The sequence below is a fragment of the Acinetobacter sp. 70_2 genome (genome assembly GCF_056736115.1).
Genome location: NZ_JBWZIP010000015.1, coordinates 1,883,799 through 1,907,765, shown reverse-complemented (window position 1 = coordinate 1,907,765; position 23,967 = coordinate 1,883,799). Strand labels below are relative to the sequence as shown.

The following is a 23,967-nucleotide window of genomic DNA, read 5'->3' as shown; positions in this document are numbered from 1 at the left end:
GGTTATGGTACGTTCGAATTTAGTTCCAAAAAAAGTAGAAGATGAGCCTAAGTTAAGTTACATGATTGCTCGTGTTGACCGAATTATTAGTAAACATTTAACAGAACATTTAAAAGAGCTTGAAATAACCTTACCGCAATTTACTGCACTTTCTGTTTTAGCTTCAAAAAGTAATGTATCCAATGCCAAACTTGCTGAGCGGTCTTTCATTAAGCCGCAATCGGCTAACAAAATTTTGCAAGATTTACTAGTGAATGGCTGGATTGAGAAAAAACCGGACCCAACACATGGCCGCCGTATTTTAATTACCCTGACTGAAAGCGGTGTTGAAAAGCTAAATAAATGCAATGAAGTGGTTTTAAAAGTTGAAGAAAAAATGCTTGAAGGCATTGATATTAACTTGGCTTATTTAATTCGCAATAACCTCGATATTATGGTCAATAATCTTAAAAACCTTTGATGAAAGGTAGATTGCAATTTAATTTACTAAACGCAGTACAAATGCTTAAGCACTGATTCAAACAGAAAATTTATTTCATTTTGCAAATGAACTTGCTAGCATCGAAGAGACGTTTTTGGTGATGTGTGGCAGCGAATGTCTTCAGGACAACAAGTTTTACTAAAACTAAGAAAAATGATTATTTCAGGGGAACTTGAAGGCGGTGCCAGAATTGCCGAAATTCCGACTGCCGAGTTACTTGGTGTTTCAAGGCAGCCTGTTCGTATTGCCTTTCGGTTGCTCGAGCAAGAAGGCCTCCTCATTAAAAACCCAACTCGTGGTTATACTGTTCGTGAAATTTCAGAACAACTTGTTCATGATGCGCTTGAAGTGCGAGGTGTGCTCGAAGGATTAGCTGCGAAAACTTTGGCAGAACAAGGCTTAAGCGAAGAGCAGAAAAAGACGCTGCAACATTGTATTCAAGAAACTGAAAAACTTTTTAATGATAAAGACGAGTTTGGTGATGCTGAACTAGAACGTTATCACCATTTTAATGTCATTTTTCATGACACGATTATTGAAGGCGCACAAAACGTTGCGCTCATACAAGCCTTAGCAAAAAACAACCAATTGCCGATGGCTTCTGCTCAAGCCATTACCTATGACCAGAACCAAGCTTTGTCAGAATATCGCCGTTTGCACTATGCACATTTACAGCATTGTTCGATTTTTGATGCATTGGTACATCGTCAGGCAGGGCGTGCTGAAACCTTAATGCGTGAGCACAGTAGCGTGGTGATTTTGGGTGAAACGCTAAGAAATGTTCTCAGCGCTTAAGGTGAAAGAAGTTCTTTTATTTCTGAATAAAGGAACTTAAATATTAAAGTTCAATCACAAGGTTTTTAGTTTTTGCACGAGAACAGCAGGGCGTAAATTGGTCATTCAATGCGTGTTCCTCATCGGTCATAAATAGATCTCGATGATCAGGCGTGCCTTCTACAACGCGGGTAATACACGTGCCACAAATGCCTTGTTCACATGAAACAGGAATATCAAAACCATTTGCAATTAATGCCTCAGTAGCAGTTTGCTCTGGTAATACTTCAATTCGGCGCCCCGTACCTTTAACTTCAATAGTGAAAGCTTCATCGTTAGACGTATCTGCTTTTCGCGCGACAAAATGCTCTTGATGTAACTGTTCATTGTGCCAGCCAGCTTGTTCGGCTGAGCTCATGACAAACTGCATAAATCCTGTCGGACCGCATACATATGAGTGTCTATGTGGCGAAGCTTGGCCCAAAACCTCTGCCATATTACATTCGGTATCTGGTTGATCTTGAATATGAAAATGGACTTGGTCACCAAAGTGCTCGGTTAAGTTGCCATAGAAGGCAATCATTTCATGGCTACGAACAAAGTAGTGCAATTCGAAAGGAATATTGGCCGACTTAAGTCGATATGCCATCGATAAAATAGGGGTAATACCAATACCACCAGCAAATAAAACTGCCTGTTTTGTTTGAGGATGAATCTCAAATAAATTGCGTGGTTCACCAATCTTTAAATGGTCACCTTCACGATATTCAGTGTGGATGCAACGTGAGCCACCGCGTGAATTGGCATCATGTAAAACACCAATGACATAGCGATGTTTTTCACTGCAACAATTTGAAAGTGAATATTGACGGGTGAGGCCATTTTTTAAATGCACATCAATATGTGCACCTGCCTCAAAATTCGGTAGCGCTGTGCCATTTGCCGCAATCAATTCAAACGCACGAATGGTCGGGGTAAGTTGGTGAATTTTTTGAATAATAACGTCCATGTTCATACTCCTTTAAATAATCCGAATGTTTGGAAATTTCTGTGCGGATGTTTCAGGAGGTGTTTTATTTTCTTCGGCAAGCAATCGCTCAATCACCTTACGAGACTGTACACCGCCTGCGTCGATGTTGAGCATGAGTAACTTGCGATGTGGATTGTTTAAAATATTTTGCTGCTGTTGCTCAAGCATTTCTAAATCTTCGGTAAAGATTTTACCTTGGCCTTCACGAATTTGATCGGTGAGTTCTGCATTATCTGGCTGGAAGTTGCGTGCCATTCCCCAGAAATACCAGTGTGAGGTTTCAGTTTCTGGCGTAATAAAATCGACCACGATTGAAGAAACTTTTTTGTCATTTGGTGCGTGATAACCACCATGTCCAGCATGCGCTACACCCACTTCAATATGGACATTACTTGGAGCAAAGAAGTGACAACGTTGCCAACGGTCAACGGGTACATCATCTGCTAAGTGGTTACCACGAAGAGCCATTTGCCAAAATGGAGGTGCGATCACATTTTCCATGTAACGTTCGGTAATGACATGGTCGCCGTCAACTTTAGTGACTGGTAATGATTCATCAATTTCTTTTTGTCCGATGCTGCTTGAGTGAACATAGGTCTCGTGGGTTAAATCCATCAGGTTATCGACCATCAAGCGATAGTCACACTGAATATGAAACAGGCCTCCGCCATAGCTCCATTCAGGATGATCTGCCCATTCTAAAGTTGGCAGTTTTGTTTCATCTGCTAAAGCTTTCTCGCCCGGCCATACCCAAATAAAACCAAACTTTTCAATAACTGCATATGCTTTGTTGCAAGGGAAACCATTTACACGTTGAGCTGGCATTGAAACGGTCTTTCCGTCACAGCCCATGACTAAACCATGATAACCACATACAAGGTTGCCATCTTCGACATAGCCAAGTGAAAGTGGGGCACCGCGATGGGGACAAAAGTCTTCAACGGCTGCAACTTGGTTTTCTTTGCCGCGATAAAAAACAATTTTTTCACCACAGATAGTGCGACCTAATGGTTTGTCTTGGATTTCTTCTGGGCGGCAGGCAACATACCAAGCATTTTTAATAAACATTTGTGACGACTCCTTATCACTTATTGGATCCAATTTATAATAAATAAAAATATTGGTCAATTGATAAGCAGTATATTTTTTAAAAATATTGATCTTTAGGTTTGGTTGTTATGTATGTTTTTTTAATGTCTCTACAGGCTTTTTGTGTTTCTTTTAAATTTTATGATCGAGATTTTTGTTAGCTTTTATTTGGATCCATAATTCTTCAATCCCATACTATATTTGGATAACTCTTGAAATTACAAATTTAAAAATAGATAAATAATTTATGGATCCATATTTTTTACTCTATAAATCTAGAATAAATTATAAATATATTTTTCAATTATTTAATCCGTTGTTAATTAAAATTTAAAAATATTGTTGATTTTTTGGATCCAAATATTCAGTATAGAAAAAGAGCAGGATGCTCAAAAAACAAATATTCCTCTAGGTCATTATGGATACGGATGTGCATAACCACCCAATCGCTCATATCAGCAATGTCGTGTGTATGTCTTATCCAAGGGAGATACACAAATGGAAAGAGACGTTCTAAGTGAGATCAATCAAAACAACATGAGCCGTTATCAATGGTTTGTTATTTTGATCTGTATTTGTCTCAATATTATTGATGGCTTTGACGTGATGGTGATGGCATTTACCGCTCCATCCGTGTCAGCAGAATGGTCACTTTCAGGGGCACAAATTGGTTTATTGCTGAGTTCAGGCCTTTTTGGAATGGCTGCCGGTTCCATTTTTCTCGCACCTTTAGCTGATAAAATCGGTCGCCGTTTACTCATCTTAGTTTGTCTTGTCATTGCGGGTCTGAGCATGTTGGGATGTGCTTTTGTACAAAGCCATGGCATGTTAGCAGCACTTCGGTTTATTACCGGAATTGGGGTGGGCGGCATTCTTGCCAGCAGTAATGTACTGGCAAGTGAGTATGCCAATGCTCGTTGGCGCAGTCTCGCTGTGAGCTTAATGTCTACTGGTTACGGAATTGGTGCGACACTGGGCGGAATACTATCACTGGCATTGATTGAGCATTTAGGTTGGCGCTCAATCTTTTTAGCAGGAGGGGTTACAACCATTGCAATGCTGCTGATCAGCGCATGGTTATTACCAGAATCTTTAGATTACTTACTCGCGAAACGACCAAAACAGGCACTAGAACGTATTAATGCCACTGTAAATCGTATGGGGCTTAACGAATTACCAGTTATGCCGCGTTATGAAAAAATCAGCACGCAAAATGGCAGTGAGCTGGGCAAATTATTTACTGGACAACTTGGATTTCAAACACTTTGTTTGTGGTTTGCATTCTTTTTAGTGATGTTTGGCTTTTACTTTGTGATGAGCTGGACACCAAAAATTCTTATTTCAATGGGTATGTCGCCACACCAAGGTGTAAGTACCGGTATTTTAATTAGTATTGGTGGGATTTTCGGGGCAGCCATTATTGGTTTATTGGCATCACGTATGAAAATCTTCTATGCCTTAAGCCTGTTTTTAGGTGTAACGTCTGCATGTGTTTTCCTATTTGTCGCTGTCTCATCTCAAGTCAGCATTGCACTCATGGTGGGGTTGTTACTTGGCACACTTATTAATGGCTGTGTAGCAGGTTTATATTCGATTTCTCCAACAATTTATGATGCCGAAATCCGTAGTCGCGGCGTGGGCTATGCGATTGGTTTTGGACGAATTGGGGCAATTTTATCGCCAACGGTCGCAGGCATTTTTTTAGATAAAGGTGTAGCACCCGCAACGCTGTATGCCTATTACGGTGTGGTGTTTATTTTGGCTATTTTCCTGATTTTAAGTTTGGGTAATGCTTTTTACCGAAGTAAGAAAGAGCAAAACTACTCTCTTAAAACAGCACCATAATCCATTAAAAATTAAATAGTTGAGATAAAAAATGAAAAAGACACCATTGTGGGTGGGGGTATGCTTGTGCCCATTATTTAGTCAAGTTGTGCATGCCGAGTTTATTGCAGACAGTAAAGCTGAGCTGACACTACGTAATTTTTACTTTGACCGAGACTATAAAAAAGATCCATATCCCTATACAGCAGCCAGAGATTGGGCGCAGGGTCTAATTTTTAAAGGACAGTCTGGTTATACCGAAGGGACAGTTGGTTTCGGAGTTGATGTATTGGCAATGGCAGGTTTTAACCTGATGGGAAGCCGTGCTGATGACTATGCACGGAGTGGCTTATTACCAGTGAATACCGATAATTCGCGTGATGATTATTATGGAAAAATAGGTATTACAGGTAAGGCTAAATTTAGAAAAAATGAGCTTTTTGTGGGGGATCTGGTTCCACAATTACCGACCATATTTTCATCGCCAGCGCGTTTGTTTCCACAGACTTATCGTGGTATTCGCTTTGTTTCAAATGAAATTCCAAATCTTCAACTTGAAGGCTTTTATGTCGACGAAGTGCGCCAGCGCGACTCAATTCGTTATACCGATGTGGGAACAGACAATATCAACCATCGTTTTGACAAAGCGGCAGCTACTGATTCTTTTTATACATTAGGTGGAAGCTATCAGTTAAAGGATTACCGTTTGCGTGCTTATCATGCCGAACTCAAAGACATTTACCAGCAACAATTTTTAGGATTTAACGGCAAACAGCCTTTAAATGATCAGCTTAATTTTTTAAGTGACGTGCGTTTTTTTAATAGTGAAGAAACTGGAAGTAAAAAAATAGGAGAAGTCGATAACCGACATATTAGTGGCTTATTTGGTTTGAACTATCAAAACCATACAGTTTCTTTGGGCTACATGCAGTCGTTTGGCTCGACTGGTCTGCCATTTTTGTCGGGAACTGAAAGTCCGGTTGTGCTTGATTTTATGAGTTCGGACTATTCAAATAAAGACGAAAAAGTCTACTCAATTCGTTATGAGTATGACTTTAAAAATGCGCGGGTAGGTGATTTTTCATTAAATGGATTACGCTTTATGACTCGCTATGCAAAAGGTGAAGACATTGATTTATTGCAATATGGCGACCAACGTTTTAAAGAGGAGTCGATGGAATTTGATTTGAGCTATAAAATTCCTGAAGGTAAGTTAAAAGGCTTAGGTATGCGAGCTCGTTTTTCTCACTACCGCAACGATATGCCAACGAATATGACATTCCATTCGGCAAATGAAACGCGTTTGAATGTTGACTATACCTTTAAATTTTAACGTTCAATATTTAACTAAATTCAAGACAAGTTAAAACATTGTGATCAGCAATGTTTTAACTTTAGTTATCAACTGCACAAAATCCCTCTATAATACCGCCAATCTTATTAAAGCCACTTGAGTCTCTCATTAAACACATGGCTTTAATCTCTCATTTTTTTAAGTCAATTTCTTCGCTGTGATTCGGCTTATTTTTCAATATTTAGAATTTTATGTGTCTGTGCTGACACATAAAAATATTTAGGTGCCAGCATGGAAATCAAGGTTAATTATCTCGACAATCTTCGACAGGAAGCTAAGTTCGATGACTTTACGGTAATTGCCGATCAACCAATTCGCTACAAGGGTGACGGTTCGGCACCGGGCCCATTTGACTATTTTTTAGCATCGTCGGCATTGTGTGCAGCGTACTTTGTAAAAGTGTATTGTGCCGCTCGAGATATCCCAACCGATAATATTCGTTTATCGCAAAATAATATTGTTGATCCTGAAAACCGCTATAAGCAAACCTTTAAAATTCAAATTGAATTACCAGCCGATATTTCAGAGAAAGATCGCCAAGGGATTTTACGTTCGATTGACCGTTGTACTGTTAAAAAAGTGATTCAAACGGGTCCCGAATTTATTATCGAAGAAGTTGAAAGCATCGACGCAGATGCGCAAGCACTGTTATTGCCAAGCTTAACTTCAGAAAGTCATACCTATATTCAAGGTAAAGACCTGCCATTAGAAGAAACCATTGCCAATATGTCAGCTATTTTGGCAAATTTGGGCATGAAGATTGAAATCGCATCTTGGCGTAATATCGTGCCAAATGTATGGTCATTACACATTCGTGATGCCCAGTCTCCAATGTGCTTTACCAATGGTAAAGGTGCAACTAAAGAAAGTGCTTTGGCATCTGCATTGGGCGAGTTTATTGAGCGTTTAAACTGTAACTTCTTCTATAACGACCAGTTCTGGGGTGAAGATATTGCGAATGCTGAATTTGTGCATTATCCAGATGAAAAATGGTTTAAACCGGGCCCAAATGGTGAATTACCTAAAGAAATCTTAGATGAATACTGTCTTGAGATTTACAACCCAGATGATGAGTTACTTGGCACACATTTATATGACACCAACTCAGGCAACGTAGAGCGTGGCATTTGCTCGTTACCCTTTGTGCGCCAGTCTGACGGTGAAGTTGTCTATTTCCCATCAAATTTAATTGAAAACTTGTACTTAAGTAATGGTATGAGTGCTGGGAACACTTTGGCAGAAGCCCAAGTTCAATGCTTGTCAGAAATTTTTGAGCGTGCTGTAAAACGTGAAATTTTAGAAGGTGAAATTGCACTTCCAGATGTTCCTGAAGACGTATTAGCAAAATACCCAAGTATTGTTGCTGGTATTAAAGGTCTAGAAGAGCAAGGTTTCCCAGTATTAGTTAAAGATGCATCGTTAGGCGGTCAGTTCCCTGTAATGTGTGTGACTTTGATGAACCCGCGTACGGGTGGGGTGTTTGCATCTTTCGGTGCGCATCCAAGTTTTGAAGTTGCGTTGGAACGTAGTCTGACTGAATTACTTCAAGGTCGTAGTTTCGAAGGCTTAAATGATTTACCTCAACCGACTTTCCAAAGTAATGCAGTGACCGAACCGAATAACTTTGTTGAGCACTTTATTGATTCAAGCGGTTTGGTATCTTGGCGCTTCTTTAGCTCTAAATCTGACTATGACTTTGTTGAATGGGATTTTTCTGGCGAAGGCGAAGAGTCGAACGTAGAAGAAGCTGCAACATTGTTCGGCATTCTCGAAGAGATGGGCAAAGAAGTATATATGGCAGTCTATGAGCATTTAGGTGCGACCGCTTGCCGTATTTTAGTACCAGATTATTCGGAAATTTATCTCGTTGAAGATTTGATTTGGGACAACACCAATAAGGCACTTTCATTCCGTGAAGACATTCTAAATCTACATCGTTTGGATGATGAACAGCTTGAGGCATTGGTTGAGCGCTTAGAAGAATGCGAGTTGGACGATTACACTGAAATCACCACGCTGATTGGTATTGAGTTTGATGACAATACAGTTTGGGGACAGCTCACCATTTTAGAACTGAAATTGCTGATTTATGTTGCTTTACAACAGTTTGAAGAAGCAAAAGAGCTTGTCGAAACTTACTTGCAATATAACACCAACACCGTTGAGCGTGGCTTGTTCTATCAGTGCATGAACGTGGTGCTTGAAGCGATGTTAGATGAAGAACTAGAGCTTGAAGACTACCTGACTAATTTCCGCCGTATGTTTGGTGATACACGAATGGATGCGGTATTAGGTTCTGTCGATGGTAGTGTTCGTTTCTATGGCTTAACACCAACAAGTATGAAATTAGAAGGACTTGATCGCCATTTACGTCTGATCGAGAGCTATAAAAAATTGCATGCAGCTCGCGCTAAAGCCGTAGCGATGTAATTTAAAAAGCGAAATAAAAAAGCCTATTTTTAAATAGGCTTTTTTTATAAAACGACTCGCTAGTTTAAGCAGAAGCTTTAGTAATCTCTATGGTTTCTGCATCTGCTCTATAACCTTGTTGCTCATCCAAAGTATGTTTAGCTGGAATATACGACATTGCGCGTTCTGCAAGAGCTGTAATGGTGAGACTTGGGTTAACGCCCAAATTGGCACCTAACATTGAACCATCTACAACATATAAGTTTTTATAGTTAAAGACACGGTTTTGTCCATCTACTACGCCACGCTCTGGACTTGAAGAAATCGCACAACCACCCATACAGTGAGCTGTAAAAGGCACGTTAAATAAAATTTCGGTAATGGTCGTCATTGGATGACCATTAAACATTTTGGCAACTTTTTCGGTAAATGCATTGGCCTGCGGAATATACACAGGTAGCTTTTTACCTTCGCTCGATAACACCTTACCAAAAGGCCAGAACCAATTACGTTTCAAGCGCATGTTGATGGAGGCATCTGCTGTTTGCATCACCAAGAAAATTAAGGTTTGGCGTGCAAAACTGACCGGATTACTCATGCGAAGAAAAATAAATGGATGGCAAATAAGTGCCCATAACCAAAAGAATATACGTGTCCAACCCGGTTTGCCTTTCGCCATATAAGTACACATGAGACCCATGGCATCTGAACCAGTTTGGTAACGCGTCGCTTCAATGTGAGTGTCATGGTCAAGGTAAATACTTGAACCAATGGCAACACCTTTACTCATGTCGACATCTTTACCAAAAAAGCGAACGCCTAAAATCGACTCGGCATTAGTACGAACCCGATTACCCAAATCATCAGAGATATTTGGCAGTGAACCAGACTGTTTTAAACGGAATAACATCTCTTGCGTACCCAAAGAAGATGCAGAGAAAATCACGTTACGAACACGCCATGTACGGCGTTGTTTATTAAACCATGAGCTCGAACATTCAGTTGTAACTTCATAGCCATCGCTGCCATCGGCTTTACCATTGAGTGGTTTCACATCAACGACTTTGGTTTCTTCATAAACCTTGGCGCCATTTTTTTCGGCAAAGTACAAATAGTTTTTATCTAAGGTATTTTTTGCGTTGTGTTTACAACCCGTCATACAGCCGCCACATGCCGTACAGGTTCCGCGGTCTGGACCTTCGCCGTTAAAATACGGGTCTGGGTAGGTCTTGCCGCCTTGTTCACCTTCGGGTGGAAAAAACGTTGCAACACGAGTCGGTTTAAACGTATGCCCAACACCAACTGCATCGCCCATTTTTTTCAGCATGTGGTCCGCAGGACCGAAAATTTTATTATCAGTCACCCCAAGCATACGTTCTGCTTCAGCATAGTGCTGCGGCATTTCATTTTTCCAGTCCGCTGCATCTGCCCATGTGCCTTCATCCCAAATATGTTCAGGTGGAACAAGTAGGGTATTGGCATAGGTGATTGAGCCACCGCCTACAGCATTACCGCAAATAATGGTGACATGGCGAAAAAAACGCATGTTGAAATAACCAAAAAGTTTCATGCCCGGGCGCCAAATCCAGCGACGGGTATTCCAGTTATTTTTAGCAAAATCTTTAGCTTCCCAGCGTCGCCCCATTTCCATTACAGCAACAGAGTAACCTTTTTCGGTTAGACGGCAAGCAGAAACACTACCACCAAAGCCTGAACCAATAATGAGGTAATCATAGTCATAATTGTTTGTTGTCATGCCGAGGACTCCTCTCTGGCGATATTTTTATATTGACTGTGTATGTTTATCAATGAATTGCCCAATGCGCTCAATCGAGTCATTAGATTCATTTAGTATACCCGCGTGGAACTGAAAAACATGTCCGACTCGGTCATAAACCTTCAAATTCGTCGGAATACCGTATTTTTCAGTTTGTTCAGCAAGGCGTTTTGCATCGTCTAATAAGACTTCTTCTGTACCGACATGAATTAAAACAGGTGGTAATCCAGTTAAGTCAGCATAGAGTGGGGAACAGATTGGATCGGTTCCCGATTTTTGTCCGCAATAGTTTTTTGCACACCACGCTAACCAGTTTTCTGACAACATCGCATCTTGAGCAGCATGAGTTTTCATCGTGCTTCCAGAGAGGCTTAAGTCAACCCAAGGTGAAAGTAAAACTAACGATGCTGGTAATGGCAATCCCGCATCCTGTATCGCAATTGCAGTACTTAAACTCAGTCCGCCGCCAGCAGAATCGCCAGCGATCACGAGTTTTTTCGGGTCCTGCCCTTGAGCAAGTAGAGTTTTATAGACTGCAACCACATCTTCAATAGCAGCTGGGCTTGTGTGCTCTGGGGCTAGGCGATATTCAGGTAACCAGACTTGCGCTTGAGCTGCATGTCCGATTTGTGCAGCAAGCTTAGTGTGACTTTTTGAGCTACCCACCACATAGCCTCCGCCATGTAAATACAAAATGCCGAGTCCTGATTGAGTCGTTTTGGGCTGAATATGAACTGTCGGTACTTGAGCAATTGTTTGCTTTTTTGTTTTATAGCCACGTGGCCCAAGCACAATTGCACTGGCTGCATCACTACAAAAACGTTGTAGTTTTAGTGGTGTTTTAGAGGATAAAGCTGGACGTAGCGTGGTACGGATAGTCCATGCAAGAAGCTGCTTCATAATAAGAACTCATACTAGAGCTTGTCATTTATCGACCAGCATCTCTTAAAATAAAGAGTATGCTGACCACTATTTTTATTTTGCTGATTTATTGAGTAGGTGAGTTTGCAAGGCAGTCGCAGTTGCAAAAATCTTTTGGTAACCCTGTGGAAGAATACGTTGAATCACATCAACGGCTTTCGCATCGGCTCCGATCAGTAAGCGGCGGCGGTCCTTACGAACAGCTTCTAAAATTTGTTGAGCTGCATCATCAGCAGGAGTACGAAGTAATTTATCGAAAGCATCCTGACTTTTTAAAGGATCCATTCCTAAAGACTGGACGCTATTATTCATGCGGGCAGCTTTGGCAATATTGGTGCGAATACCACCCGGATGCACACAAGTCGCGCTCACACCAGCATTTTGCATATCAAGTTCTTGGCGTAGAGACTCGGTAAAGCCACGTACGGCAAATTTACTGGCGTTATAAGCACTTTGTGTTGGTTGAGCTGTTAAACCAAACATACTAGAAATATTAATAATATGCCCATCACCACTTTGCTTTAAGTAAGGCAAAAACTCTTTGGTGCCATAAACCACGCCCCAAAAATTAATACCAATGAGCCATTCAAGATCTTCATAGCTCACACCTTCAGCCGTACTCCCTATTGCGACACCAGCATTATTAAAAATCAGGTTAACTTGGCCATGTTCATCGACAACGGCCTTTGCCCAAGTTGCAACTTCATCACGCTTAGCCACATCGACTTTTTGGGTAGTTACTTTGACTGAATAAGACGTTAACAGCTCGACTGTTTTGGCTAATCCGGCTTCACTAATATCGGAAAGTGCCAGATGGCAACCTTGTTTTGCGAGAGCAATGGCAAGTGCTTGTCCAATACCAGAGCCAGCACCTGTCACAGCTGCGACTTTATTTTTAAAAGACTTCATAAAATTCTCCGTTTATTTTTCTCATTTCCTATGGTGAAGCTTGTTTAAGAAATAGCCGAAACCTGAGTGTAGTTTTCAACATCGAAGCGACGAGTACGTTGTCGATATTCAAGGGTAAAACCTGGCCAGTTATTGGTATTTTTACCATCCGCAGTTTGATACCAACTGGTACAACCTTGCGCCCAGACAGTTTTTTTCATTTTTTCTTGAATGCTTTGATTAAACTCATGTTGAACTTCTGCACGAACATTGGTGAACAAAAGTTTGTTTTGTAGGGTTGTTTGAATGGCATCTAAAATATAATTCACTTGACTTTCAATCATATAAACAATTGAGTTATGCCCAAGATTGGTGTTTGGACCATAGAGCATAAAGAAGTTTGGAAAGCCACTCACAGTTAAGCCAAGGTATGCTTCTGCACCATCTTTCCATGTGTCTTTTAAGGTACGACCATCAAGGCCTGTAATCTGCATTGGTGCCATAAATTCCGTTGCGGCAAAGCCCGTCCCATAAATAATGGTATCGACTTCGCGCAGATTTCCTTCCGTATCTAAAATGCCGTTTTCGGTAATTTCTTGAATGCCAGTATTAATCACATCGACATGAGATTGAGTCAGTGTTTCATACCAATGGTTAGAGATTAAAATACGTTTACAACCAATTGGATAATCCGGCATTAAACGGTGGCGTAACTTCCCATCTTTAACGACTTTACGAATATGGCGTTGGAATAAATATTCCACCAAAGGCATTTCATTGAGTGAGGTTGTAAAAGCAAGTAGGCGAATTTCATGGTGTCCATATTGCAAGGCACGGTCCAGACTTTGCAAAATAGGTAATTTACGGAAAGCCTTTTTCTCTAAAGGTTGGTAAACCCGATCTGGTTTTGGAATCACGTAAGGTGCTGAACGTTGATAAACGTCTAGATGTGCTACTTGTTTTGCAATTTCAGGTACAAATTGAATTGCGCTTGCACCTGTACCGATCACTGCAACACGTTTGCCAGTTAAGTCATAGTCATGATCCCAACGCGCGGAGTGAAATGCTTTACCTTTAAAGTTTTCAATACCTTTAAGTTTTGGATAGGCAGGGCGGTTGAGTTGGCCTACCGCGCCCACTAAGAATTCAGCTTCAAACTGTTCACCTGTTGTACTTTGGATGTGCCATACACCTTGCAGAGCATCAAATTCTGCACTGGCTATTTCAGTATTAAATTGAACATGCGGACGAATATCATATTTATCGGCACAGTGGCGTAAATATTGATAAATCTCTTGAGATGTACCGTAGCGATTTTTCCAACCAAGTTCCTGTTCAAAAGAAAAAGAATACAGATGAGAAGGCACGTCGCATGCAGCGCCCGGATACGTATTGTCACGCCAAACACCACCAACATCGGCAGCTTTTTCAAAGAGAGTAAATTGTTCAAAACCTGCTTGTTTGAGACGAATGGCAAGTCCTAGACCACCAAAGCCAGTGCCAATAATGGCAATGCGTACATTTTTATTTGAATTAGTAGACGAATTAAACATGGCTGCTCTAAATCCTTAAAAACAGTGAGCGAAAAATCGCAATTTCCTGTATGCAGAATAGACGTTTATTAACTTGATTTAGAGGATGGATGAGGACAAAATATTGTGATTCGAGGACATTCTGAGCAATACAGTGAAGTATGCATGGGCTTTTGAACGCAGTGTACATAGTGTTCGGTTAATGGCTGATTTTGCGGTGGAATCAGGTATTTCTTATCAGACGATTTTAAAAGGGACTGGGCTTAGTCAACAACAATTACTCGACCCAAATATGGTGGTGACAGGCCATCAGGAATTACAGCTCATTCAAAACTTGGTTGAGCAACTAGGAGACAGACCGACACTAGGCTTAGAAGTAGGTACACGCTATCATTTCACCACATTTGGGCCATTAGGTATGGCTCTGATGAGTAGTGCTAGCATTCGTGAAGCACTAGATTTGGCTTTAACCTATTTTACTTTAACTTTTGCTTTTACCCGCTTTGATGTATCCGATACACCACAGGGCGTTCGCATTGAAATTGATGAGCAAGATATTCCCTTATCAGTTCGTCAATTTATTATTGAACGAGATGCCGCTGCGCTCATTACGGTACAACGAGATTTGGTGCAGGATAACTTTTGCCAGTATTTGGCTTTTTCTTTTCAACCCAAAGGTGATGTTCAGCCTTATCAAGATTTATTTGGTGTAATACCAGCATTTGGCTCAGTTAAAAGCTTTGTAATTCTGGATCCACAAAAAGTAGATCAAAAGCTACTTATGGCAAATGATTTGGTGCTATATACAGCCGAAGAACAGTGCCGCCAAATATTAGAAAAACGTCAATCACAAAATAAATTTACAACCTTGGTGCAACAGCAACTTATGAATGTGCGAGGGGAAATGCCTTCTATGGAAATAGTCGCTGACCGATTGCATTTAAATGTCCGTACTTTACGCCGTCACTTGGCATCTGAAGGAATGACCTTTATTCAGATTCGTGAAGAAGTCAGACAAGTTTTAGCTGAGCAATATTTAGCATTACCAAAAGCTTCGGTTGAGCAGATTGCCGAGTGGTTAGGTTATGCCGAGCCTGCCAGTTTTATTCATGCCTATAAAAGATGGCATGGGAAAACACCTCATGCCATGCGGTTAAACAACTCATAAAAATTCTTTATTTCTTCAAACGCAGATGCAGTAAGCGTGTTGCCGATGTATGGCGTATATTGTCTGCGCGATTATAAAAATAACGTTCAGTGATTGCCTCACCAGAAAGATCTTCGACCACTTCAAAACCCATTTTTTCAACGGCCTGATGTAAATCTGAGGGTTTAAATTGGCCTAATAAAGGTTCTTTCAGTAAATGGGTAAACTGTGCAACGCCCATACTTCCAAGTCGCTCAATACCCTTTAATTCCTGAAAATCAGTTGAATAATCGAGTACTAGTTCACTACCGTTTGAAGCAAATTCAGCAATACTTTTTAAAGTTTGCATGGTCGTTTGCGGGTTTAAATAATGAGTTGTGCCTAACCATGAAAAAAATGCAGGAGCAGATGAATTATAGACACTTCTAGTCAGAGCTTCTGAAATAGATTCTTTTTCAAAATTAATGGCAACAAATTCAATCGTGGAGGGGAGTTCGCCTAGCTTTTTGAGCTTGGCTTGTTTAGTCGATTGAGTATCTGGATGATCTACTTCAAAAATTTTCAAAGTAGGATAATGCTGTGACTCACGTAGTACAAAAGAATCTAAACCCGCCCCAACCAAAACATATTGCTCAATATTGTGTTGAACAGCCTGATCCAGTAAGTCTTCGGCATAACGAGAACGTCCGACCACTTGCCCAGTAAGTAAACCTAAAGTGCGGTTTAAAACCGAAGAATTCATGACTTTAACAATCAGTGGGTTGGAGAGCAGTTTTTTCCAGCCTTTACTTGTTAGTTCAAAAGCATAGGGATCTGAAAATACAGGGTTCGTCGTATTTTTAAAGTGATTTGCGCGTAATGCAGCAGCAGCTTCGGCAGTACGGCTTGATTGACCTTCTTTCATCTTTAACCTGTTCTTTTATTTCTTGAAGATTCAATGAAGAAAGCAGTGTATTTTATAAAAAACAAAAATACACTGCTCATTCCTAACAACGGATTTGGTCAAAATTACAAGTTAATGTGTTTTTGACGTTTGATATGTGACTTCATAATCTTTTAAATCTAGATTTTTCAAACGTTGTTTCAGCTTTTTCAATGACCACGGCCAAGCTGCAAAGTTGCGACCGTTGGCATCAAGGTAATAACTCTTACATCCGCCGCTATTAAATACCGTTGTTTGTAAGTGCTTTTGCACCAAGTCGTTATGCTTTTTAATTACATCTGACTTAACGTTTAACTTGCTAATTCCTTTATTTTTAATTTTCAATAAGCCATCTACGATATAGTCGAGTTGTGCTTCTGCCAAACCAATAAACGAGTCATAAACTAGTACGTTAGGACCTAAAATTAAAAATGCATTTGGTACATTTTCAATGTTGGTTCCTAAGTAAGCTTCTGGTGAAGTGTTTTTCCATAAATCATTTAAACGTTGTCCTTTTTCATTAAACACACGTTTACCGATTGGTGGGTGAGATACTTCAAAACCAGTGCCCCAAATAATCACATCAACTTCGTGGCGTTCACCATTGGCAGCAATAACAGTATTGCCTTCAACTTTTACTAAACCATGAGGAATCAGAGTCGTATTTGGTGCTTGTAGTGCAGGGTAGTAATTGTTAGCAAACAAAATACGTTTACAACCAATATCAAAATTAGGTGTTACGTTTTTACGTAATTCAGGGTCTGCAATTTGAAGTTTAAGTAATTGCTTGCCGAGTACATTTACTGGTTTTAGCGCAAGTGGGTTACGTAAACCAAAGTTAATTGCATTCAACGTTAGCGCTACACTTTTACGCCAGTTCGCTTGAATAGACGGATATTTAGCAATTACGGATTTACTCAACTCGCCCAAGTCGGTATCTGGTTTTGGCAGCACCCAAGGAGCTGTACGTTGGAACACAAACAGCTCTTTTGCTTTAGGCTGAATTTGTGGCACAAATTGGATGGCAGATGCACCTGTACCAATCACGGCAATGCGTTTACCAGTTAAGTCATAATCATGATTCCATTTCGCTGAATGGAACATTTCACCTGTAAATGTTTCTAAGCCTTCAAGACGTGGAATTTGAGCCTCGGTAATTGGACCTGTGGCAAAAATAACGGTTTTAGATAAATATTGACCACTAGTTGTATCAAGTACCCATAAATGGCGTGAGTCATCCCACGCTGCGTTAAACAACTCGTTGTTAAACTCAATTTTAGACATAATGTTAAATTCGTTACTTACATCTTCCAAGTAACTTAAGATTTCTGGTTGGCGTGCAAATAAATGGCTCCATTTTGCACTTGGGGCAAATGAGTACGAGTAAAGAGCAGAAGGTACATCACAGCCACAACCTGGGTAGGTATTTTCACGCCAAGTACCACCTACACGTCCTGCTTTTTCAATAATTTTGTAGTTGGTATAGCCAACTTGGTCGAGACGAATCGCTGTTGCAATACCTGAAATGCCAGCGCCCACAATAAAAGTATCGAAAATATGCTGAGGTGAATTGACAGCTTTTTTTGCTGATGCATTTGTTTTCATTTGAGCAGTCATATGTGTACTACCTATAAATTTCTTATTTAAATAATTTGTAAGACGTACCAAGGAACTTGGTATACAAGCTTGGAGATGCACGTTTCATGAGCCAGAATAACTTCGCATCAATTTGAGGAATGGTATAAAGTTCATCCTGATCAAGACGGTTAAGGGTGAGTTTGGCGACGTCATCACTTGTGGTGAGTGCATAGTTCATAAGTGCATGGTCTGCAAGCTTCGAATAACGACCCGGAATACGACCATTTTTAATGATATTGGTGGGAACTAAAGTCGGGCACAGCACATTGACTTTAATATTAAACTTACGCAGTTCGGCAGAAAGTGTTTCAGATAGCGCACGCACACCCGCTTTTGTTACGTTATACGCGGTCATTTCTGGAGCAGCAGTGTAAGATGCCGCCGAAGCCACATTAATAATCGCGCCGTAACCTAACTTTTTAAACTTGGGAACAAATGCATGACAACCATGAATAACACCCCAAAGGTTAATATTCATGACCCAGTTCCAGTCTTCTAGACTGAGTTCGTCAAACTTGCCACCCAAACCCACTCCGGCATTATTAATGACAAGAGTTACAGGGTGCCCAAGTAAAATTTCAGCAGTTTCAGCTAAATGATTTACTTGTTCTGCATTACCTACATCACAACGCATAGCAAAAGCTTTTGCGCCTTCTTGTTCAAGAAGCTTTACGGTTTCTTCTGCGGCTTCTAAATTAATATCTGCACATACTACGCTGCCACCACGTTTTGCCAGTTCAATTGCAAAACTCCGACCAATTCCGCTACCTGCACCCGTCACGACGGCATAAGCTTTTTGGCTTGGTTTAACTCTCTTTTTGCCAAATAAAATCATGATTCATCCCGAAATAGATTTAAGGAAAACCAGCCATTGAGTAGTGACTGGTTACAAGCCAATTAAGACATGCGTACAGGAGGGGTAAATTCCTTCACAAAGTAAGGTGCAATTGCACCGCCTTCGCTTAGTAATTTGTTTTTGTAGTACTCTAGATATTCAGTCGTATCATGATCATTGGGGTGGAAATCAGGGCGTAAGTAGTCAAGAATTTGACCAATGGTGCTACCAAATACGCCATCTTTTGGACCAAAAATAAGTCCTACACCTCGGCGAGCGTCTTTCCAGAATTTTCTAGTTAACATTTCCTGTGGTTTTCTTAAAACCGGAATAAACAAGGTAGTTGCTGGGATTAAACCTAAAATAGTGAACAAAGCTAAGAAGAAGCCAGAAGCTCGTAATGGGTAGCTACCATTGAGTAATTGATAAACATCATAGGCAATGTCTTTATGCTCGGATTCTTCAAGCATATGCCACATCCATAACGCACGACTTTTCGCATCGTCCGAATAGTAAAAGTTCTTCTCGTGCTTCATCATGTATTCAGCAAGTACAGCCGTAAAATGCTCAATACCAGCCATCATCGATAATTTCAGTGGTTGCGGAAATTTTAAAAACACATATTTGAAGAAGTTCTCGCCCAAGAAACGATATAAATCGACAGGGTACTCAACATCTTTAAGTGCATCGTTATATTCATTGTGCAATTTTGAATGGATGGCTTCTTGACCAATGAGAGAGGTAACACGCTGTTTTAAAACTGGGTCTTGAATAAATTCGCGGTGGTGACGAGCAGTTTCAATCACCAAATCTTCACCATAGGTTAGAAATACTGAAAGCGTAGCAAAAAAAATCGTCGCAAATTGATTGTCCATATAGAATCTGACATCAATTTCTTTTCCATCAAAACCAATATTTAAATGACGGATTGGGATAGATTTTTTACTGGCAAAATCTGGTAACTCGATTTCACGGTAAAATTTAATTTTGTTTAGTGATTTTTTAACTGTGGTCGAGATCATGGCGACACCTTCAGATCAATCAGTGATAGTGCGATATTGCTGAAAACCAAAAAGCTTTGATTTCCAACAGGGCACTGTAAATTCCATTTTCAAAAAGCAGTTTTCTCTGCTTACTGAGTACGGTGATGTTGCTCCGTTATTTGTTTGATTATTTGACTGAATAACGGAAAAAGAGGCGAACTTGATAAAATGAATCAACCTCTTTTTAGATTTTTTCATGTTAATCTGAGTTTATGTTCGGATTCAATTCGGGTAACTTTTCAATTTATTTAAGCTCAAATCTAATGTATAAATAAAATAAAAAGTTAGTTTAAAATTTTATTAATACATTGATTTTTATTTGAATATTTTAATTTCTTTTAAAAGTAATTTCCTAATAATAAAAGAACTCATAACTATGTTTTGCCATACCTCTAAAGAAATTGTGTCATGAAATTTGACAAGTATTCGGATTTTGTTTTTTTATTAGGGTAAGGCTAAATTACATGCTAACCTGAGCTTATGTTCGGATTATTTATAAGAAAATATGTCTACGCGAAAACCCCGTCAGGCACGAGCCAAAGTCACTGTTGATACTATTATTGAAGCAGGTTTTATTGCCGTAGCATTGCATGGACCAAGTGGTACCACTACACGTCATATTGCAGAAATTGCAGGGGTGAGTGTTGGGTCACTTTATGAGTATTTTAAAAATAAAGAAGAAATCTATGATGCGATGAATCACTACTTTGTGAGTGAAATTCTCGATATGATTAAAGAGTTAACTCCTACAATTCTAGAGTTGGAGTTAGAGCCTGTTATCGAAATGATCTTTTATACATTTAGTGATTTATTAAAGAAGAATAATGACCGTTACTTAACCGTTTTACGTTATGCAGGTGAGTTGCAATACGATAAATATATTCCAAAAATTGAACAGGCTTTAATGGAAGTCATCATGAAATATATGATGCATAATCCTAAATATTTAAAAATTAATAACTTACCTGTCATTACTTACATTTGTATAAATAGCGGTATTTTTAACGTAGCAAGACATCTTATTTTACCTAACCCATTTATTAGTTTTGATGAAATGGTGCAAGGGTTAACCACGATGATCATGAGTTATATCAATACTGAAATGGCACGTTCGGAAGAACATTCATAGTTTTTAATTTTCAATATATAAAAAAACACCTGCATATATCTATGCAGGTGTTTTGTTGATTATGGCATGGTTGGAACTTCTTCCGGACGCATATCAAAAATCAGAATTTCAGCATTATCACCATTAGTAAATGATAACTTGCCTCCATCACGAATTCGCGCAGCATCACCCGTGTTAAAGGTTTTACCGTTTACATCAATACGGCCTTTTGCCACATGTAGGTAAACATAACGTCCTTCTGGAATTACAAACTCTGCTGTTTCTTCGCCGTCAAAAAGACCAGAATAAATATTAATGTCTTGTTTGATCGACAAAGTTTTTTCGCCACCTTTTGGTGAAATCATCAAGTGCAATTTACCGCGTTTGTCTTGCTCGGAAATATGCAATTGTTGATAGCCTGGTGTGGTGTTCACTTCGTTTGGAACAACCCAAATTTGCAAGAAGTGCACGTTTTCTTGCGCAGAGTGGTTAAATTCACTATGAGCAACACCACGTCCTGCGCTCATTAATTGAATATCACCAGGCACAATCACCGAACCTGTACCCATTGAATCTTTATGCTCTAACGCACCTTCAAGCACATAAGAAATAATTTCCATATTGCGGTGAGGGTGAGTACCAAAACCTTTCGATGGAGCAACAGTATCATCATTAATCACAAGCAAATCTGAAAAACCTACTTGTTTCGGGTCCCAATAATTTGCAAATGAAAACGTGTGTTTTGACTGTAACCAGCCATGATGTGCTGCACCACGCTCATGAGATAAACGCATATCAAACATGATTTATTATCCTCATTCAATTTTTTTCTCTGAATGCAGTTTATCGTTTTCATTTATGCAATGAAGCTCTAAAAACAGAAAGCTTGGTGTGATTTTTGGAACGCTGAAGTATTAAAATGATATACTATAAAAAATAGGCATAATGTTTCATTTATTATCTTTTTAAGCCATCTTTTTATCATTTTAGGACAAGTGTCCTTTATTTAAATCGTTATGAATAATATTAGCTTATATAAGTCGTTTGAAATAATCAAAAAATATTTAAATTGGCAAAAAGTTTCAATGTGGGTTGGCTTTTTTTGTCCTTGTTCGAGTAATGCATCAAGCGCACTATTTAACCTGATTTGGTGAATTTAACCTCGTTTAAGTTCATAAAACATGGCAAGGCAGATGTAACCGAGCAAATTTTTGTTCTAGAGCAGTTAAAGATTGCAAGAAATAATTTAAAGACAACTTTACCTGTTTGATTCGACGCTGCCTTGTATTTAACAAATTTTATAGGGTGTCAAAAATGGTCGCTCAAGCTATCCGAAATATTATTTCTCCTAAATCAGTTATGGCTCAGTATCAAAAGATAGATTTTTCAAATAAAGGATCTATCCCAATCCGCCATCTAAATATCGGATTTGATGGCAAAGAAATTGATATCGAGTTTTACGTCAACAATCAGTTTGCAACTTTGTTCTTTGCAACGCTTTCGGTTTTTTTGACCTATGGTGAAGATCTTGTCATCGAAACTGCTCGTCATCACCGCGAATTTATTCAAGACCCGATTTTAAAACAGCGTGTTACTTCTCTTATTGGTCAAGAGGCCATCCATTCAAAATTGCATAATGAATTCAATGATGCAATTAAAGAGCTGGAATATCCGGTCGATTTGTATCGTTTCTTAGGTGAAAACTTCTTTAAATATGTGTTTTTAAAATTCCCACAGCCATTAAAGCTTTCACTTATGGCAGGCATTGAGCACTTTACGGCAGTTCTCGCTGAATACATGATGAAGCATGAAAAGAACTTTTATTATACCGACGATGCGAAAAGCCGTGCGTTATGGATGTGGCATATGCTTGAAGAGTCTGAGCACAAAGATATTGCTTATGATGTTTATCAGGTTTTGAACGGTAACTATCCATTGCGTGCAACCGGTTTTTTAATGGCTTTCATTACCATTTTAGGGCTTATTCCAACCGCAACATTATTTGTGCCTGTACTGCGTAAGCCACAAGAAATGCTGACTAGAAAATTCTGGAAAGATGCACGCCGTGGCGTCAACTTAATTTTTAGTCCAAAAGATGGCGTATTCGGTAGCACCGTTGGCCAGATTCTGGATTATTTACGTCCAAGTTTTCATCCAAATGATCATGACACAACTCAATACCTTGAGTACTACAAAAAGAAATTACTTAACGAAGGTGGTGCAATTGCACCTTACTTTGTGAAGGAATTTACTCCACCAGTTCGTGCAGTTTCATAAGGCTGTTAGTCACGGCAGTAATACCCAAATTACTGTCGTCTCCCTAAAATTTTTTAGGATTTACTATGATTCTATTTGGTAAGAAAGACCAGCCTAGCCGAAATGCATATGCTGTTGTGACAGGGGCAGGTAGTGGAATTGGCCGCAGCTTTGCACTTGAATTGGCAAAACGCGGTGGCAACGTGGTATGTGCGGATATTAATTTAGAAGCTGCTGAAGAAACCGTAAAGTTAGTTGAACAGCTTGGACAAAAAGCTTTTGCAGTCAAGTGCGATGTTGGACAAGCAGAGCAAGTACAGGTTTTGGCTGATCAAGCAGAGCAATTATTAAAGCATCCGGTAACACTGATTATTAATAATGCTGGCGTAGGTCTAGGCGGCAAATTTGATGAAATGAGCTTGGAAGACTGGAAGTGGTGTATGCACGTAAACCTATGGGGCGTTATTCATGGTTGTCATGCATTTGTGCCAAAGCTCAAAAAATTAGGTTACGGTGCAATTATTAATGTGGCTTCTGCCGCGTCTTATACTGCAGCACCAGAAATGAGTGTCTATAACGTAACGAAAGCGGGTGTATTGGCATTATCAGAAACCCTTTCAGCTGAGCTTCGCAAATTCAATATTAAAGTGAATGTGCTGTGCCCGACTTTGGTTCCGACCAATATCATTAAAAATGGTCGTATTCCAGGGCGCTATTCAAAACTAGCTGATCATGCACTCATGAATTATGCCATGACCACTAGTGATGCAGTTGCAACGTTAACATTGAACCGATTAGATCGAGGGCAGCTCTATACCACGCCACAGATCGATGCCAAATTATTCTGGCTTATGAAAAGAACGTCTCCAACCCTATATGCAAAGTTCCTTGGGCTTTCGTATCAGCTATTTAAATAAAATTTTGTATAGGCAGAAAAAT

The 23,967-nt window shown here is 39.7% G+C and carries 20 protein-coding genes; 9 read left to right on the top strand and 11 right to left on the bottom strand.

What is annotated here, in order from left to right; translation table 11 throughout:
- Positions 1 to 4 precede the first annotated feature (4 nt).
- On the top strand, positions 5 to 460 hold the full coding sequence (locus AC1PJ9_RS18035; protein WP_092707807.1) for a MarR family winged helix-turn-helix transcriptional regulator: 456 nt from the start codon (positions 5 to 7) through the stop codon (positions 458 to 460).
- A gap of 123 nt (positions 461 to 583) precedes the next feature.
- Positions 584 to 1,276, top strand: a complete 693-nt coding sequence (locus tag AC1PJ9_RS18030; protein WP_077162611.1) for a GntR family transcriptional regulator — start codon at positions 584 to 586, stop codon at positions 1,274 to 1,276.
- A 43-nt stretch (positions 1,277 to 1,319) separates the two neighbouring features.
- On the opposite strand, the gene AC1PJ9_RS18025 is transcribed toward AC1PJ9_RS18030, so the two are convergent.
- Positions 1,320 to 2,264, bottom strand: coding sequence for a PDR/VanB family oxidoreductase (locus AC1PJ9_RS18025; protein WP_311087994.1), 945 nt, complete (start codon positions 2,262 to 2,264; stop codon positions 1,320 to 1,322).
- Positions 2,265 to 2,276: 12 nt separating this feature from the next.
- The gene (locus tag AC1PJ9_RS18020; RefSeq protein WP_311087993.1) at positions 2,277 to 3,353 is read right to left on the bottom strand and encodes an aromatic ring-hydroxylating dioxygenase subunit alpha; all 1,077 of its coding nucleotides are present in this window, start codon (positions 3,351 to 3,353) and stop codon (positions 2,277 to 2,279) included.
- 519 nt (positions 3,354 to 3,872) lie between these two features.
- Here AC1PJ9_RS18020 and AC1PJ9_RS18015 point away from each other — a divergent pair.
- The 3 genes from AC1PJ9_RS18015 (at position 3,873) to AC1PJ9_RS18005 (ending at position 8,982) form a co-directional block, all read left to right on the top strand.
- Complete coding sequence (locus AC1PJ9_RS18015; protein WP_311087992.1) at positions 3,873 to 5,219, top strand: MFS transporter; 1,347 nt, start codon at positions 3,873 to 3,875, stop codon at positions 5,217 to 5,219.
- A gap of 31 nt (positions 5,220 to 5,250) precedes the next feature.
- Positions 5,251 to 6,531: an OprD family outer membrane porin gene (locus tag AC1PJ9_RS18010; RefSeq protein ID WP_311087991.1), complete on the top strand. Its 1,281-nt coding sequence runs from the start codon at positions 5,251 to 5,253 to the stop codon at positions 6,529 to 6,531.
- A gap of 252 nt (positions 6,532 to 6,783) precedes the next feature.
- Positions 6,784 to 8,982, top strand: coding sequence for an OsmC domain/YcaO domain-containing protein (locus tag AC1PJ9_RS18005; protein WP_311087990.1), 2,199 nt, complete (start codon positions 6,784 to 6,786; stop codon positions 8,980 to 8,982).
- A 64-nt stretch (positions 8,983 to 9,046) separates the two neighbouring features.
- Here AC1PJ9_RS18005 and AC1PJ9_RS18000 read toward each other — a convergent pair whose 3' ends face one another.
- The 4 genes from AC1PJ9_RS18000 to AC1PJ9_RS17985 all read right to left on the bottom strand — a co-directional run bounded on the left by AC1PJ9_RS18000 (position 9,047) and on the right by AC1PJ9_RS17985 (position 14,100).
- Positions 9,047 to 10,717, bottom strand: coding sequence for a GMC oxidoreductase (locus tag AC1PJ9_RS18000; protein ID WP_311087989.1), 1,671 nt, complete (start codon positions 10,715 to 10,717; stop codon positions 9,047 to 9,049).
- A 27-nt stretch (positions 10,718 to 10,744) separates the two neighbouring features.
- Positions 10,745 to 11,638 (bottom strand): alpha/beta hydrolase, encoded by an 894-nt coding sequence (locus tag AC1PJ9_RS17995; RefSeq protein ID WP_311087988.1) that lies wholly within the window; start codon positions 11,636 to 11,638, stop codon positions 10,745 to 10,747.
- 75 nt (positions 11,639 to 11,713) lie between these two features.
- Positions 11,714 to 12,568, bottom strand: a complete 855-nt coding sequence (locus tag AC1PJ9_RS17990) for an SDR family NAD(P)-dependent oxidoreductase (protein WP_311087987.1) — start codon at positions 12,566 to 12,568, stop codon at positions 11,714 to 11,716.
- A 44-nt stretch (positions 12,569 to 12,612) separates the two neighbouring features.
- Positions 12,613 to 14,100, bottom strand: coding sequence for a flavin-containing monooxygenase (locus tag AC1PJ9_RS17985; RefSeq protein ID WP_311087986.1), 1,488 nt, complete (start codon positions 14,098 to 14,100; stop codon positions 12,613 to 12,615).
- A gap of 133 nt (positions 14,101 to 14,233) precedes the next feature.
- Here AC1PJ9_RS17985 and AC1PJ9_RS17980 point away from each other — a divergent pair, with 133 nt between their 5' ends.
- Positions 14,234 to 15,247: an AraC family transcriptional regulator gene (locus tag AC1PJ9_RS17980; protein WP_311087985.1), complete on the top strand. Its 1,014-nt coding sequence runs from the start codon at positions 14,234 to 14,236 to the stop codon at positions 15,245 to 15,247.
- A gap of 7 nt (positions 15,248 to 15,254) precedes the next feature.
- Here AC1PJ9_RS17980 and AC1PJ9_RS17975 read toward each other — a convergent pair whose 3' ends face one another.
- From AC1PJ9_RS17975 to AC1PJ9_RS17960, 4 genes are all read right to left on the bottom strand, one after another.
- The gene (locus AC1PJ9_RS17975) at positions 15,255 to 16,130 is read right to left on the bottom strand and encodes a class I SAM-dependent methyltransferase (RefSeq protein ID WP_311087984.1); all 876 of its coding nucleotides are present in this window, start codon (positions 16,128 to 16,130) and stop codon (positions 15,255 to 15,257) included.
- 111 nt (positions 16,131 to 16,241) lie between these two features.
- On the bottom strand, positions 16,242 to 17,765 hold the full coding sequence (locus AC1PJ9_RS17970; RefSeq protein WP_311087983.1) for a flavin-containing monooxygenase: 1,524 nt from the start codon (positions 17,763 to 17,765) through the stop codon (positions 16,242 to 16,244).
- A 22-nt stretch (positions 17,766 to 17,787) separates the two neighbouring features.
- Entirely contained in the window at positions 17,788 to 18,621 is an 834-nt protein-coding gene (locus tag AC1PJ9_RS17965; RefSeq protein ID WP_004702815.1) for an SDR family NAD(P)-dependent oxidoreductase, read from the bottom strand.
- Positions 18,622 to 18,683: 62 nt separating this feature from the next.
- Complete coding sequence (locus AC1PJ9_RS17960; protein WP_004702813.1) at positions 18,684 to 19,643, bottom strand: metal-dependent hydrolase; 960 nt, start codon at positions 19,641 to 19,643, stop codon at positions 18,684 to 18,686.
- A gap of 526 nt (positions 19,644 to 20,169) precedes the next feature.
- On the opposite strand from AC1PJ9_RS17960, the gene AC1PJ9_RS17955 reads away from it, so the two are divergent.
- Positions 20,170 to 20,793 carry a TetR/AcrR family transcriptional regulator gene (locus tag AC1PJ9_RS17955; RefSeq protein ID WP_004702811.1) on the top strand — a complete coding sequence of 208 codons (624 nt, stop codon included), beginning with the start codon at positions 20,170 to 20,172 and terminating at the stop codon, positions 20,791 to 20,793.
- 59 nt (positions 20,794 to 20,852) lie between these two features.
- Here the strand turns inward: AC1PJ9_RS17955 and AC1PJ9_RS17950 are convergent, their stop codons facing one another.
- The gene (locus AC1PJ9_RS17950; protein WP_311087982.1) at positions 20,853 to 21,575 is read right to left on the bottom strand and encodes a pirin family protein; all 723 of its coding nucleotides are present in this window, start codon (positions 21,573 to 21,575) and stop codon (positions 20,853 to 20,855) included.
- A gap of 556 nt (positions 21,576 to 22,131) precedes the next feature.
- Here AC1PJ9_RS17950 and AC1PJ9_RS17945 point away from each other — a divergent pair.
- The gene (locus AC1PJ9_RS17945; RefSeq protein WP_223861106.1) at positions 22,132 to 23,049 is read left to right on the top strand and encodes a metal-dependent hydrolase; all 918 of its coding nucleotides are present in this window, start codon (positions 22,132 to 22,134) and stop codon (positions 23,047 to 23,049) included.
- A gap of 65 nt (positions 23,050 to 23,114) precedes the next feature.
- Entirely contained in the window at positions 23,115 to 23,945 is an 831-nt protein-coding gene (locus AC1PJ9_RS17940; RefSeq protein WP_311087981.1) for an SDR family NAD(P)-dependent oxidoreductase, read from the top strand.
- Positions 23,946 to 23,967 lie beyond the last annotated feature (22 nt).